Genomic DNA, 13721 nt, shown 5'->3' on the forward strand with positions numbered 1-13721 from the left:
CCTAAGGTCCTCGGCCACCGTCCGGATCAGGACCTTTGTCCGATTCCCGATCGCTAGCGTGCTGCCGCACCCACCCCCACCCCCGAACAGCGAAGGCAGACACGCGATGAGCACCCACCGGCGCAGGATCAGCGGCAGGAACAAGGCGATCGGCGGTCTCGTCGCCGCGGCCGTGGTCGGCGGCGGCGCGCTCGTGGTCACCGGGACGGCCCAGGCGGCCGGCGCCGGCGCCGTCTACACGAGGACCAGCGACTGGTCGACCGGGTACACCGCGCAGTACGTCGTCACCAACGACACCGGTGAGGCGAAGAAGGACTGGAAGCTGGAGTTCGACCTGCCGTCCGGCTCGAAGCTCAGCTCCCTGTGGAACGCCGAGTCCAGCGTGCGCGAGGGCCATGTCACCGTGACTCCGCCGAAGTGGGACACCGACGGTCTCGCGCCCGGCGAGTCGATCACGGTCGGCTTCGTGGTGAGCGGCACCGCGTCACCGAAGAGCTGTCTGATCGACGGCGCGAGGTGTTCCACGGACGACACCGCGACGCCCGAGCCGAGCGGCCGCCCCACCGAGACCGCCACGCCGAAGCCCACCCCCACGGCGCCGGCACCGCGGCCCACCGCCACGCCCTCCGGTTCCGCGACCCCCACCGGCAAGCCCTCCCAGAGCCCGGGCACCGGCACCAAGGCCGCGGCCGGCTTCGCCCCGTACATCGACACCTCGCTGTACCCGGCGTTCGACATGGCGGCGAGCGCGGCGGCGACCGGCGTGAAGAACTACAACCTCGCCTTCGTCACCGACGGCGGCGGCTGCACCCCGAAGTGGGGCGGTGTCACGGACATCGGCGCCGACGCGGTGGCCGCCCAGATAGGCGACCTGCGCGCCAAGGGCGGTGACGTGCGCGTCTCCTTCGGTGGCGCGGCCGGCAGCGAGCTCGCTACGACCTGCTCCTCGGCGGACGCGCTGGCGGCGGCGTACGGCAAGGTCGTGGACGCCTACCGGCTGACCAAGGCCGACTTCGACGTCGAGGGCGGCGCGCTGCCCGACAAGGCGGCCAACACCCGCCGCGCGCAGGCGATCGCCAAGCTCCAGAAGCAGCACCCGGACCTGGACGTCTCCTTCACCCTCCCGGTCATGCCGGAGGGCCTCACCCAGCCCGGCGTCGACCTCCTCGCCGACGCCAAGCAGAACGGCGTGCGCATCGACGCCGTCAACATCATGGCGATGGACTACGGCCCCGCCTACAGCGGCGACATGGGCACGTACGCCGAGCAGGCGGCCACCGCCACCCAGGCCCAGATCAAGGGCGTGCTCGGCCTCTCCGACGACGCCGCCTGGAAGACCGTCGCGGTCACCCCGATGATCGGCGTCAACGACGTCGTCACGGAGGTCTTCAAGGTCGACGACGCCACCCAGCTGGTGGACTTCGCCAAGTCCAAGGGGCTGGCCTGGCTGTCGATGTGGTCGGCGACCCGTGACCAGCAGTGCGCGGGCGGCGAGAAGCCGGCCGCGGACGCCACGTGCAGCTCGATCCTCCAGGACAAGTTCGCCTTCTCGAAGGCGTTCGCGGCCTACAACTGACGTCGTCCGGCACAGCCCGACGACGCCCGGCCCGCGACCGACCCCGCGGGCCGGGCCACCCACGGGGGGCGCGCCCCGGCCGGTCTTCCCCCCCACCCGGCCGGGGCGCGGCACGTCCCCTATACGCGCCGCGCCCCGCCCCCCGGCTCTGCGCCCGGTCGGCTAGAAGACCTCGTCGACCTCGGGCAGCGTGCCCGTGCGGGCGGCCTTGCCGTACCAGTGGGCGCTCGACTTCGGCGTCCGCTCGAGCGTCGTGTAGTCCACGTACACGGCGCCGAAGCGCTTCTCGTAGCCGTACGCCCACTCGAAGTTGTCCAGCAGGGACCACAGGTAGTAGCCCCGGACGTCGGCGCCGTCGGTGAGGGCGCGGCGGACCTCCGCCAGGTGGCCGTGCAGATAGGCGATCCGCTCCGGGTCGTGCACCCGGCCCTCGGGGTCGGGCTTGTCGTCGTAGGCGGCGCCGTTCTCCGTGATGTACAGCGGCAGACCCGGCACTTCGCGCTCGTACCGCATGATCAGGTCGTACAGCCCGGTCGGGTCGATCGACCAGCCCATCGCCGTCCGGTCGCCGGGCGGCTGGTGGAACAGCACGTCGTCCGCGGCGGGCCACGGCGAGTGCTCGCTCGCCCCGTGCCCGTCGGCGCGCGGCCCGGTGTGGTCGGGGCCGGCCGCGGAGACCAGCGCGGGGGTGTAGTAGTTCAGGCCCAGCGCGTCGAGCGGCTGGTTGATCGTGGCGAGGTCGCCGTCCTGGACGTACGACCAGTCGGTGAGCTGCCGGGTCGCCGTGAACAGGCTCTCCGGGTAGGCGCCGTGCAGGATCGGGCCGTGGAAGATCCCGTTGGCCAGGTCGTCGATCTTGCGGGCCGCGGCCAGGTCCGCGGCGTCCTGTGTCAGGGGGCGCACGGTGGAGGAGTTCAGGCTCAGCGCCACCGAGTTGCGCGCGGGCATCACCGAGCGCAGCGCCTTGGCGCCGAGGCCGTGCGCGAGGTTCAGGTGGTGGGCCGCGCGCAGCGTCGCGGCCGGCTCGGTGCGGCCCGGCGCGTGCACCCCGGAGCCGTAGCCCAGGAAGGCGCTGCACCACGGCTCGTTGAGCGTGATCCACTGCTCCACGCGGTCGCCGAGCGCCTCGCCGACGATCTGCGCGTACTCGGCGAAGCGGTAGGCGGTGTCGCGCTCCGGCCAGCCGCCCGCGTCCTCCAGCTCCTGCGGCAGGTCCCAGTGGTACAGGGTGACGGCCGGCGTGATGTCCTTGGCCAGCAGTTCGTCCACCAGCCGGCGGTAGAAGTCCAGGCCCCGCTGGACCGCGGGTCCGCGCCCCGTGGGCTGCACCCGCGACCAGGAGATCGAGAAGCGGTACGCGCCCAGGCCGAGGCCGGCCATCAGTGCCACGTCGTCGCGGTAGCGGTGGTAGTGGTCGACGGCGACGTCACCGTGATCGCCGCCGGCCGTCTTGCCCGGGGTGTGGGCGAAGGTGTCCCAGATCGACGGGGTGCGTCCGTCCTCCCGGACCGCACCCTCGATCTGGTACGCGGAGGTCGCGGCGCCCCAGAGGAAGGTGGAGGGGAAGGACACGGGGGACATGGGCTCAGGCATGGAAGCGCTCCCATAGGAGGTCGTGGAGACCGACGGGTACGAGTAGGGGGAGGGGAGGGGGAGGAGCCGGGGGCCGGGGCGACGGTGACGCGGCCCCCGGGTGGCCGTGCGACGGGGAAGCGCGTCAGCCCTTGACCGCGCCCTGCATGATGCCGCCGACGATCTGCTTGCCGAACAGCAGGAAGGCGATCAGCAGGGGCAGCGTGCCGAGCAGGGCACCCGCCATGATCACCGCCTGGTCCGGGACATAGCCGGTGCCCAGGGAGTTGAGCGCGACCTGCACGGTCGGGTTCTCCTGGTTCAGGGCGATGATCGGCCACAGGAAGTCGTTCCAGGCGAACACGAAGGTCAGCAGGCCGAGGACGGCCATGGCGGGCCGGGCCGCCGGGAACACCACGTGCCACACGACCCGCAGACTGCTCGCGCCGTCCACCCGCGCCGCCTCGATCAGCTCCGTCGGCAACGCCTGGAGCAGGTACTGCCGCATGAAGAACGTGCCGAAGGCCGTGCACAGGGTCGGCAGGATGACCGTCTGGAGCTGGTTCGACCAACCCAGGTCCGCCATCCACAGGTACAGCGGCACGACCGCCAACTGCGGCGGGATCATCATGGTGCCGATCGTCAGCAGCAGCAGGACGCCGGAGAACCGGAAGCGGAGCTTGGCGAAGGCGAAGCCGGCGAGCGTGGAGAACAGCACCGTGCTGATGGTGATCATGCTGGCCACGAAGATCGTGTTGAACATGGCCGTGCCGAGGCCGCCCTCCTCCCAGGCCCGCTCCATGTTCTTGAACAGGTTCCCGCCGAACCACAGCGGCGGCGGTGTCTCGGCGAGGCGCTGGTTGGTGCGCGAGGCCGCGACGGCCGTCCACACCAGCGGCGCCAGCGAGACCAGCGCGAACAGGGTGAGCACGACATAGGTGAGCGGACCGGCGTGCAGCTGCTTGCCGGCACCCATCACCCGGGTCCGCTCGCGACGGGGCTTCGCGGGCTCCTCGGCCCGAGGGGGCGTGAGTTCTGTCGCGGTCATTGGGACTTCCTCAGCCGTCGGGAGACCAGCAGCTGGATCACGGCGACGATCAGCAGGATCAGGAACATCGTCCAGGCGATCGCGGACGCCTTGCCGAGGTTGCCGATGATCCAGCCCTGGTCGTACATGTACAGACCGAGCGTCTGGTACTGGTGCTCGGAGCCGCCCTTGGAACCGGAGACCCCGCCGAACAGCAGGGCCTCACCGAAGAGCTGGGTCGCGCCGATCGTGGAGACGACCACGGTGAACAAGATCGTCGGCCGCAGCTGCGGGACCGTCACATGGATGAACTGCTGCCAGCGGTTGGCGCCGTCGATCGCCGTCGACTCGTAGAGATCGGTCGGGATCGCCTGCATCGCGGCCAGGTAGATCAGCGCGTTGTAGCCGGTCCAGCGCCAGATCACGATGGACGACACCGCGAACTGCGAACCCCAGTCGGACTCGCGCCAGTTGACCGGGTCGATGCCGACGAAGTCCAGCAGCCAGTTGATCATGCCGCCGTCCCACGAGTACAGCAGCACGAACACCAGCGTCGCCGCCGCCACCGAGGTGGCGTACGGGGTGAGCATCACGACCCGCCACGCGGTCGAGCCGCGCAGCTTGTAGTTGAGCAGGTGGGCCAGGCCGATGGCCATGACCAGCTGCGGCACCGTGGAGATGACGCCGATGGTGAAGGTGTTCCACAGCGCGTTCCAGAAGAAGTCCGAGGACAGCAGGTTCTCGTAGTTCTTCAGGCCGGCCCAGGTCTGGCCGTCGAGGTTGGCCAGCTGCACGTCGTGCAGCGAGTACCAGGCCGTGTAGAGCAGCGGGACGAGCGAGAACGCCCCGAACACGATGAAGAAGGGGGCGATGAACGCGTACGGCGACGCCTTCATGTCCCAGCGGTACAGCCGGCTGCGCCAGGAGTCGTTCCCCGGAGGCGGCGTACCGCGACCGTGAGCGCGGGGCGCCGCGCCCGGCTGATCACCGGGCGCGGCGTCGGCGCTCGACGCGGGATGCGCGAGGGCCTGCTTGGGACTGCTCACTGGCCGAGCACGTCCTTGATCTCCGCGGTGGCGGCATCCCAACCCTGGGCCGGGGACTTGCCCTTCTGCTCGACCTGGAGGATGCCGACGTCGGTGATCGCGGTGCCGATCGGCTGGTCCTTGGTGCCCAGGTACTGGGTCGGGATCGTCTTGGCGGAGTCCGAGAAGATCTGGGTGATCGGCGCGCCGGAGAAGTACTCCTGGGTGGCGGCCGCCGGCTTCAGGCTGCCGTACGCCGACGGGGTCGACGGGAAGCTGGCCTGCTTGGCGAAGACCTTCGCCTGCTGCTCGGGCGCGGTCAGCCACTTCGCCAGGGCGACGGCCTCCTTCTGGTGCTTGCTCGCCGTCGGCACGCCGATGAACGAACCGCCCCAGTTGGCCGCGGTCGGCGCCGCCGCCACGTCCCACTTGCCCTTGCCGGCCTCACCGGACTTCTCCTGGATGTAGCCGATCATCCAGGCCGGGCAGGCCACGGTGGCGAAGGTGCCGTTGGCGTAGCCCTGGTCCCACGGCTTGTCGAACTGCTTGAGCTTGGCGGACATGTCGCTGGTCGCCACGTCCATGGCGACGTTCCACGCCTTCTTCACACCGGCGGACTTGTCCCAGACGACGTTGCCGTCCTTGTCGTAGTACCGCTCGACCTCGCCGCCGAGGGCCGCGTTGTAGACGGAGGACGCCGAGTCCACGAACTTGGTGCCGCTGGGCGCCTTCTTCATGTACTGCTTGCCGAGGTCGACGTACTTGCCCCAGTCGCCCTTCCACTGCTCGGCGAGCTTGGTGCGGTCGGTCTCGAGGCCGGCCTTCTCGAAGAGGTCCTTGCGGTAGCAGATCGCCATCGGGCCGATGTCGGTGCCGAGGCCGATGAGCTTGCCGTCCTTGGTGGTGGCCTGGGTGTTCTTCCAGTCCAGCCACTGGGACTTGTCGGCCTCCTTGCCGAGGTCGACGAACTTGTCGGCCTGGGTCTGGACGGCCTCGGTGATGTTGCCGACCTCGATCGCCTGGATGTCGTCGGTGCCGGAGCCGGCCTGGAGCCGGGTCAGGGTCTTGGGCCAGTAGACGTCGGTACGAGTGGTGACGTTCTCCTTGATGCTGACGTCGGGGTGCAGCTTCATGTACTCGTCGTAGAGGCCGGCCTGCTTGTAGCCGAAGACACCGAAGGTGCCGATGGTCAGCGTGGTCTTGCCCCCGCCGCCGTTGCCACCGCCCTCGTTCGAAGAGCCGTCGTCCGAGTCCTCGGCGCAGCCGGCGAGCAGCCCTGTCGTCAGCGCGGCCACGGCCGCGAGGGCCATCAGCCGGCGGGACCCGCGGGTACTCGTGCGCATTGCGTCCTCCTGTTGCCTGACGTGCCGACCCCCCGGCCAACTGCACTGTTGGGCCCGTTCATCTTGCTAGCTGCGGCTCGGGCGGGGAACGTGCGGGACATGTATGTGTCAGGTACTGTGGGAGCGCTCCCACATGTGATGAGTTGAAGGTTCGTCGGTCGGGGCGGGGGTGTCAAGGGACCGGACACGCACTCGTGCGTTCAGTTATCGGCCTGTTAACAAACCCCGCGCCCCGAGCGCCCAGGGAGCCAAACCGGCCAAGAACGGCGGGACTTGGCCGAGGGGGGAAAGTCGATCACTGTCCCCCGCACACGGTTCCGTGCCGGACGGGACTGTTAAATTCCAGGCCGACGACACGGTCAACGGGAGGCGGAGCCCATGGCAACCCACGGAACGCGGGGCCGCAGCGGCGGCCGGCCCACCCTCGAAGAGGTGGCGGCCCGGGCCGGCGTGGGTCGTGGCACCGTCTCCCGGGTGATCAACGGCTCGCCGCGGGTCAGCGACGCCACGCGCGCCGCGGTGGAGGCGGCGGTCGCGGAGCTGGGCTACGTCCCGAACACGGCGGCCCGCGCGCTGGCGGCGAACCGCACGGACGCGATCGCGCTGGTCGTGCCCGAGCCCGAGACGCGCTTCTTCGCCGAGCCGTACTTCTCGGACATGCTGCGGGGCGTCGGCGCCGAGCTGTCCGACACCGAGATGCAGCTCCTGCTGATCTTCGCGGGCAGCGACAAGGAACGGCGCCGGCTCGCCCAGTACCTGGCCGCGCACCGCGTGGACGGCGTCCTGCTGGTCTCCGTGCACGCCGACGACCCGCTGCCCGACATGCTGGCCCAGCTGGACATCCCCGCGGTGATCAGCGGCCCGCGCTCCGCCGCGGAGACCCTGACCTCGGTGGACTCCGACAACTACGGCGGCGCCCGCTCAGCCGTCGAGCACCTGGTCTCGCACGGCCGCCGCCGGATCGCCCACATCACCGGCCGTCTCGACGTCTACGGCGCCCAACGGCGTGTGGACGGCTACCGCGACGCCCTGCGGGACGCCGGCCGTCCCGCCGACGAGCTGCTGATCGAGGCGGGCGACTTCACCGAGGAGGGCGGTGTCCACGCGATGCGGGCGCTGCTCGCGCGCCGCCCCGACCTGGACGCCGTCTTCGCCGCCTCGGACGTGACGGCGGCGGGTGCCCGGCAGGCGCTGCGCGAGGCGGGCCGGCGCATCCCGGAGGACGTCGCGCTCGTCGGCTACGACGACTCGGCCATCGCCCGCCATATGGATCCGCCCCTCACCAGCGTCCGTCAGCCCATCGAGGAGATGGGCCGCAAGATGATAGATCTCCTGCTCACGGAGATCGCCGACCGGCGGCCCGCGGTGTCCCGGGGCCTGACGGAGCGGACGCAGGTGGTGCTGGCCACGGAGCTGGTGACCCGCGCCTCGTCATGAACGCGGGGCCGGACCCGGCGGATCCTGGAACGAGATCAGCCGGTGACCTCGACGAGGTCACCGGCTGATCGGTGAGGGTGAGTGACGGGACTCGAACCCGCGGCATCCTGGACCACAACCAGGTGCTCTACCAGCTGAGCTACACCCACCACGACCGGATCCGGGTTTCCCCGACCGGCCGAGAAAAAGTGTACAGGGTCCGAAGGGGTGCTCGCGCACACATTGCGCGGTGCCGCCCGGCACCCCTCCCGCACCCCTACTGAGCAGGCAGGACGTACTTGGCGGCGATCGCCTTCGCGGTGTCCGAGTCGGGCCCCGGCTGGGGTACGAAGATGGCCTCGCGGTAGTAGCGCAGCTCGGCGATCGACTCGCGGATGTCGGCGAGGGCGCGGTGGTTGCCGCTCTTCTCGGGGCTGTTGAAGTAGGCGCGCGGGTACCAGCGGCGGGCCAGCTCCTTGATCGAGGAGACGTCCACGATCCGGTAGTGGAGGTAGTTCTCCAGCCTCGGCATGTCCCGCAGCAGGAAGCCCCGGTCGGTGCTGACGGAGTTGCCGCACAGCGGCGCCCTGCCGGGCTCCTTCACATGCTCGCGGATATAGGCGAGGACCCGTTCCTCGGCGTCGGCGAGCGTCGTGCCGTCGGCGAGTTCGTCGAGCAGACCGGACGCGGTGTGCATCTGACGCACCACCTCCGGCATCGTCTCCAGCGCCGAGTCCGGCGGGCGGATGACGATGTCGATCCCCTCGCCGAGGATGTTCAGCTCGGAGTCGGTGACGAGGGCGGCAACCTCGATGAGCGCGTCGTCGGACAGCGAGAGGCCGGTCATCTCGCAGTCGATCCACACCATGCGATCGTTCATGCGACCACCCTAAAGCTGGCGCCCTTGTTTGGGAGGCCCGGAGTCGCCTCCGGCGCACCCGGGGCGCGCCGGGACGCCGGGCGGGCGGCGCCGCGCCCGCCCGGCGTCACGAGGTCACGCTCCGCTGCGCTGCCCGGGCAGACTCGCCCGGCCGCCGACGTACAGCTCGCGTCCGTGGTCGGCGGGCGCGGGCGACCCCACGGGAGCGGGGGTGCGCCGGGTCTGCATCGGGACCGGTCCGCCCTCCGGGTAGGGGGCGGGCGGCGGGCCCTGCGGGGTGTGGCCGGTGCCGACGGTGTGCTCCGGCTCGGTGGGCCGGTCGCCCTGCGGGCGCCGGGCGCGGTACGCCGCCCGGTACGCGGCCGGCGACGAGCCGAGCTGGCGGCGGAAGTGCCCGCGCAGCGCGACCGGCGAGCGGAAGCCGCAGCGTCCGGCGACCTCGTCGACCGAGTAGTCGGACGTCTCCAGCAGGCGCTGCGCCTGGAGGACCCGCTGGGTGATCAGCCACTGCAACGGGGCGCTGCCGGTCAGCGAGCGGAAACGGCGGTCGAAGGTGCGGCGGCTCATGTACGCGCGGGCCGCCAGCGTCTCGACGTCGAACTGCTCGTGCAGGTGCTCCAGCGCCCAGGCGACGACCTCGGCGAGCGGGTCGGCGCCGATCTCCTCCGGTAAAGACCGGTCGAGGTAGCGCTCCTGACCGCCGGTCCGGCGCGGCGGGACCACCAGGCGGCGGGCGAGCGCTCCGGCCGCCTCGTTGCCGTGGTCCGTCCGCACGATGTGGAGGCAGAGGTCGATTCCGGCCGCGGTGCCGGCCGACGTCAGCACGTCGCCGTCGTCGACGAACAGCTCCCGTGGATCGACGTGGACCGACGGATAGCGCTTGGCCAGCGTCGGTGCGTACATCCAGTGGGTCGTCGCCGGACGGCCGTCCAGCAGGCCGGCCGCCGCGAGGACGAAGGCGCCGGTGCACAGCCCGACGATGCGGGCGCCCTCCTCGTGGGCCCGGCGCAGCGCGTCGAGAGCCTCCTCCGGTGGTGGCGAGGTGATCGAACGCCAGGCCGGCACGACGACCGTACCCGCCCGTGAGATCGCCTCCAGGCCGTGTGGCGCGGTGAGTTCCAGGCCTCCTGTGGTCCGCAGCGGGCCTTCCTCGCCGCCGCACACCAGCAGTCGGTAGCGCGGCACGCCGGCGTCCTGGCGGTCTATTCCGAACACCGACAACGGTATGGAACTCTCGAAGATGGGGCCGCCGCTGAACAGCAGCACCGCGACGATCTCCTTGCGGCGTCGCCCGGAGAGTTTCCGGGCCGCGGCTTCCGGCGCGGCGGTGGAGTCGTGGCTCATCCTGCTAAGCCCCCCTCGGTGGTCGCGGCTCCTCGGTTGTGTCGCTCCTGCACGTTTCCCCTCGGTCCTGCACGAGTCCCCCGCCGTAGACAGTCAAGATCGAATCTACTGTGTCGCGCCGTGCCGCAGTGGCCGGTTCGGCACTCGGCACATTGTCGACTTGGCAACTTGGCGTGAAGCATTCGATCACGAAGCGTTGCACTCCCGCGCCGTGCAGGGAAGTACGCCTTGTGGCAGTGGCCGATCCCCATACGGTGCGCGGGGGCCTCCGGGTCCTTTTCGCGCAGGTGGGGCGGGGGTTGGGGGGTGTGGTGGGCAGGGGATGCCCGCGCGCCGGAAGTTGGCTGAAAACCAACGTGTGCGTGCGCGGAAACCGGTCAGCCGCCCGGTGTAATCCGTCCAGTGTGCCGTCCCCCGCGATGCGCACCGGTCCCGGTGCGATGGTGACGGCCGCGACGGCGCGGCGACGGACCGGCGCGCTCCATGTCCCGTGCGCGGGCCGCTCCGCGCTCCGACCGGCGCAGCAGCAGGCGGCAGGCGGCGGTGACGGCCGCGAGGCCGAGGGCGGTGCCGGCGGCGCCGGCGAACGAGGTGCCGTACCAGAGGAGCACGACGGGGACCAGGACACAGCTGAAGGCCGCCCAGCGGACCACCTCGGTCACGCTGTCCTCGGAGGGGGTGCGGGGTCCGGTCATGCCTGTGTGTGCTCCTGGGGTCCCGGGCGGACGGCTCGTGGTGATCAACGCGGGGACGGGCCGTCGGTCACTGGTGGGTGATCGGGTTCTCGCCGGGCGGGGTGTGCTTCAGCGCAAACCGCCTGTACACCGCAGCAACCATTGCGTTACGGGCGCACCCTCGTGCATGCTCCCTGGAACCCGCACGGACCTCGCGCGGGTATCTGGGCTAAGGAGGCGTGCCGCCGTACCCTTGGGGTATGGGCTTGGGAAGACCATTCCCGGACACCGCTTTGCCGAGACCGCTGCATCCGTCAAGGAGCTCCGCCAGCGAGCCCATCCATCAAAGGATCACAACGCCGAGACAGCCATGGCCGGTCACGAATTCTTCGAACCCGCGGACCGCAAGCGGCCCGTCGCCGATCCCACGGCGGCCGATCCCCTCGCGGCGGAAGAGTCACGCCACCCCTGCGATCCCGCCTTCAAGCACGGCGTCGTCGTGGGCTTCGACGGTTCCACGTCCAGTGAGCGGGCCCTCGCCTACGCCATCGGCATGGCCCATCGCTCCGGGGCGGGCCTGATCATCGTCCATGTCGCCAACCGGCTGCCCACCACGGTGTGGGCGGGCTGCGAGCCGCCGGTCTTCGTCGATGTCCCGGACCACCGCACCGAGGTGCTCGGCCTCGAACTGGCCTGCGCCGACTATCTCGCCGAGGTCCCCTGGATCCTGGTCGAGCGCGGCGGCGACATCTGCCACGAACTCGAGGAGGTCGGGGTGGAGTACGAGGCGGACGCGATCGTCGTCGGCTCCACGCATGGCATCGTCGGACGGCTCTTCGGCTCGGTCGCCGGACGGCTCGCCAAGCGGGCCAAGCGCCCGGTCGTCGTCATTCCCTGACGCTCCCTCGCGGGAAGACCTCCGCCCCCTCCGGCCTTCGCGCCCTCCGGCCTTCGCGCCCTCCGGCCTTCGCGCCCTCCGACGCACGGAACCCCTCGTGCGCCGTGGCGTCACGAGGGGTTCCGCGGTGTGCCCGGTTCGGTCCCGCTACTCGACGGTGACCGACTTGGCCAGGTTGCGCGGCTTGTCGATGTCCCGGCCCAGCGTCAACGCCGTGTGGTAGGCCAGGAGTTGCAGCGGGATGCCCATGAGGATCGGGTCCAGCTCGTCCTCGTTCTTCGGGACCACGATCGTCTGGTCCGCCTTCTCCTGCGGCTGGTGCGCGACCGCGAGGATCTTGCCGCTGCGGGCCTTGATCTCCTCCATCGCGGCGCGGTTCTTCTCCAGCAGGTCGTCGTCGGGGACGATCGCGACCGTCGGCAGGGCGGGCTCGATCAGGGCCAGCGGGCCGTGCTTGAGCTCGGAGGCCGGGTAGGCCTCGGCGTGTATGTACGAGACCTCCTTGAGCTTCAGCGAGGCCTCACGGGCGACCGGGTAGCCCCGGACCCGGCCGATGAAGAGCATCGAGCGGGCGTCGGCGTACTCCTCGGCCAGCTTCTCGATCTCCGCCTCCTGCTCCATGATCTCGGCGATCTGCGCGGGCAGCTTGCGCAGGCCCTCGATGATCCGCTTGCCGTCGCGCACGGACAGGTCACGGGTGCGGCCGAGGTGCAGGGCGAGGAGCGCGAAGGCCACCGTGGTGTTGGTGAAGCACTTCGTGGAGACCACGCAGACCTCGGGGCCGGCGTGGACGTAGATGCCGCCGTCGGCCTCGCGGGCGATGGCGGAGCCCACCACGTTCACGACGCCCAGGACCCGGGCGCCCTTGCGCTTGAGCTCCTGCACGGCCGCGAGGACGTCGTAGGTCTCACCGGACTGGGAGACGGCGACGTAGAGCGTGTCGGGGTCCACGACCGCGTTGCGGTAGCGGAACTCGGAGGCCGGCTCGGCGTCCGCGGGGATACGGGCCAGCTCCTCGATCATCTGGGCGCCGATCTGCCCCGCGTGGTACGAGGTGCCGCAGCCGAGGATCTTCACCCGGCGGATCTGCCGGGCCTCGCGGGCGTCGAGGTTGAGGCCGCCGAGGTGCACGGTGGAGAAGCGGTCGTCGATGCGGCCGCGCAGCACGCGGTCCACGGCCTCGGCCTGCTCGTGGATCTCCTTGTGCATGTAGGTGTCGTGGCCGCCCATGTCGTAGGAGGCGGCCTCCCACTCGACGAGGGTCGGCTCGGCGGTGGTGCGGGTGCCCTCGGTGGTGTACGTACGGAAGTCGTCGGCCTTGAGGGTGGCCATCTCGCCGTCGTCCAGGGTGACGATCTGCCGCGTGTGGGCGACCAGCGCGGCGATGTCCGAGGCGACGAACATCTCCTTCTCGCCGATGCCGAGGACGACCGGGGAGCCGTTGCGGGCCACGACGATGCGGTCCGGGAAGTCGGCGTGCAGGACGGCGATGCCGTAGGTGCCCTCGATGAGGCGCACGGTCTCGCGGACCTTGTCCTCCAGCCTCTCCGCCTCCGAGCGGGCGATGAGGTGGACGAGGACCTCGGTGTCGGTCTCCGACAGGAACTCGACGCCGTCCGCCTCCAGCTTGCGGCGCAGGTCGGCGGCGTTGTCGATGATGCCGTTGTGGACGACGGCGACCTTGCCCTCGGCGTCCAGGTGCGGGTGGGCGTTCGCGTCGGAGGGGGCTCCGTGGGTGGCCCAGCGGGTGTGGGCGATGCCGGTGGTGCCCTTGAAGCGCGCCGGTACCTTGGCCTCCAGGTCGCGGACCCGGCCCTTGGCCTTCACGGTCTTGAGGCCGGCGGTCTTCGGGGAGGTGATGGCGATGCCCGCCGAGTCGTACCCGCGGTACTCCAGGCGCTGCAGGCCCTCCAGGAGCAGGGGCGCGACGTCACGCTTCCCGATGTATCCGACGATTCCGCACATA

Annotated in this window: 11 protein-coding genes and 1 tRNA gene; 3 read left to right on the forward strand and 9 right to left on the reverse strand. The window is 70.7% G+C overall.

Annotated features, from left to right (window positions below):
* The first annotated feature begins 106 nt into the window (after positions 1–106).
* Entirely contained in the window at positions 107–1576 is a 1470-nt protein-coding gene (locus ACFRAC_RS01145; RefSeq protein WP_382919311.1) for a cellulose binding domain-containing protein, read from the forward strand.
* Between the two features lie 162 nt (positions 1577–1738).
* Here ACFRAC_RS01145 and ACFRAC_RS01150 read toward each other — a convergent pair whose 3' ends face one another.
* From ACFRAC_RS01150 to ACFRAC_RS01165, 4 genes are all read right to left on the reverse strand, one after another.
* Positions 1739–3169 carry a GH1 family beta-glucosidase gene (locus ACFRAC_RS01150; protein WP_382919312.1) on the reverse strand — a complete coding sequence of 477 codons (1431 nt, stop codon included), beginning with the start codon at positions 3167–3169 and terminating at the stop codon, positions 1739–1741.
* Positions 3170–3293: 124 nt separating this feature from the next.
* Complete coding sequence (locus ACFRAC_RS01155; RefSeq protein ID WP_382919314.1) at positions 3294–4196, reverse strand: carbohydrate ABC transporter permease; 903 nt, start codon at positions 4194–4196, stop codon at positions 3294–3296.
* Positions 4193–5221, reverse strand: a complete 1029-nt coding sequence (locus ACFRAC_RS01160; RefSeq protein ID WP_382919315.1) for a carbohydrate ABC transporter permease — start codon at positions 5219–5221, stop codon at positions 4193–4195. Before ACFRAC_RS01160 ends, ACFRAC_RS01155 begins: the two co-directional genes overlap by 4 nt.
* On the reverse strand, positions 5218–6543 hold the full coding sequence (locus ACFRAC_RS01165) for an ABC transporter substrate-binding protein (protein WP_361338778.1): 1326 nt from the start codon (positions 6541–6543) through the stop codon (positions 5218–5220). The genes ACFRAC_RS01160 and ACFRAC_RS01165 overlap by 4 nt, the downstream gene beginning before the upstream one ends.
* A 378-nt stretch (positions 6544–6921) precedes the next feature.
* On the opposite strand from ACFRAC_RS01165, the gene ACFRAC_RS01170 reads away from it, so the two are divergent.
* Positions 6922–7980 carry a LacI family DNA-binding transcriptional regulator gene (locus ACFRAC_RS01170; protein WP_382919317.1) on the forward strand — a complete coding sequence of 353 codons (1059 nt, stop codon included), beginning with the start codon at positions 6922–6924 and terminating at the stop codon, positions 7978–7980.
* 76 nt (positions 7981–8056) lie between these two features.
* On the opposite strand, the gene ACFRAC_RS01175 is transcribed toward ACFRAC_RS01170, so the two are convergent.
* The 4 genes from ACFRAC_RS01175 to ACFRAC_RS01190 all read right to left on the reverse strand — a co-directional run bounded on the left by ACFRAC_RS01175 (position 8057) and on the right by ACFRAC_RS01190 (position 10878).
* Positions 8057–8129 (reverse strand) — tRNA-His (locus ACFRAC_RS01175).
* A 107-nt stretch (positions 8130–8236) separates the two neighbouring features.
* Positions 8237–8839: an oligoribonuclease gene (orn, locus tag ACFRAC_RS01180; RefSeq protein WP_382919319.1), complete on the reverse strand. Its 603-nt coding sequence runs from the start codon at positions 8837–8839 to the stop codon at positions 8237–8239.
* Positions 8840–8953: 114 nt separating this feature from the next.
* The gene (locus tag ACFRAC_RS01185; RefSeq protein ID WP_382919321.1) at positions 8954–10183 is read right to left on the reverse strand and encodes a helix-turn-helix domain-containing protein; all 1230 of its coding nucleotides are present in this window, start codon (positions 10181–10183) and stop codon (positions 8954–8956) included.
* A gap of 377 nt (positions 10184–10560) precedes the next feature.
* Entirely contained in the window at positions 10561–10878 is a 318-nt protein-coding gene (locus tag ACFRAC_RS01190) for a hypothetical protein (protein ID WP_382919323.1), read from the reverse strand.
* A 349-nt stretch (positions 10879–11227) separates the two neighbouring features.
* On the opposite strand from ACFRAC_RS01190, the gene ACFRAC_RS01195 reads away from it, so the two are divergent.
* Complete coding sequence (locus ACFRAC_RS01195; RefSeq protein WP_382919325.1) at positions 11228–11755, forward strand: universal stress protein; 528 nt, start codon at positions 11228–11230, stop codon at positions 11753–11755.
* Positions 11756–11902: 147 nt separating this feature from the next.
* Here ACFRAC_RS01195 and glmS read toward each other — a convergent pair whose 3' ends face one another.
* Complete coding sequence (gene glmS / locus ACFRAC_RS01200; RefSeq protein ID WP_382919326.1) at positions 11903–13720, reverse strand: glutamine--fructose-6-phosphate transaminase (isomerizing); 1818 nt, start codon at positions 13718–13720, stop codon at positions 11903–11905.
* Position 13721: the final 1 nt, after the last annotated feature.

Origin of the sequence: Streptomyces sp. NPDC056628 (assembly GCF_042792555.1) — a bacterium.
Classification (GTDB): domain Bacteria; phylum Actinomycetota; class Actinomycetes; order Streptomycetales; family Streptomycetaceae; genus Streptomyces.

What these genes read in the sequence shown, in the direction of transcription:
- ACFRAC_RS01145 (WP_382919311.1), top strand. Translation starts at nt 107, where the DNA reads ATGAGCACCCACCGGCGCAGGATCAGCGGCAGGAACAAGGCGATCGGC.
- ACFRAC_RS01150 (WP_382919312.1), bottom strand. Translation starts at nt 3,169, where the DNA reads ATGCCTGAGCCCATGTCCCCCGTGTCCTTCCCCTCCACCTTCCTCTGG.
- ACFRAC_RS01155 (WP_382919314.1), bottom strand. Translation starts at nt 4,196, where the DNA reads ATGACCGCGACAGAACTCACGCCCCCTCGGGCCGAGGAGCCCGCGAAG.
- ACFRAC_RS01165 (WP_361338778.1), bottom strand. Translation starts at nt 6,543, where the DNA reads ATGCGCACGAGTACCCGCGGGTCCCGCCGGCTGATGGCCCTCGCGGCC.
- ACFRAC_RS01170 (WP_382919317.1), top strand. Translation starts at nt 6,922, where the DNA reads ATGGCAACCCACGGAACGCGGGGCCGCAGCGGCGGCCGGCCCACCCTC.
- orn (WP_382919319.1), bottom strand. Translation starts at nt 8,839, where the DNA reads ATGAACGATCGCATGGTGTGGATCGACTGCGAGATGACCGGCCTCTCG.
- ACFRAC_RS01185 (WP_382919321.1), bottom strand. Translation starts at nt 10,183, where the DNA reads ATGAGCCACGACTCCACCGCCGCGCCGGAAGCCGCGGCCCGGAAACTC.
- ACFRAC_RS01190 (WP_382919323.1), bottom strand. Translation starts at nt 10,878, where the DNA reads ATGACCGGACCCCGCACCCCCTCCGAGGACAGCGTGACCGAGGTGGTC.
- ACFRAC_RS01195 (WP_382919325.1), top strand. Translation starts at nt 11,228, where the DNA reads ATGGCCGGTCACGAATTCTTCGAACCCGCGGACCGCAAGCGGCCCGTC.
- glmS (WP_382919326.1), bottom strand. Translation starts at nt 13,720, where the DNA reads ATGTGCGGAATCGTCGGATACATCGGGAAGCGTGACGTCGCGCCCCTG.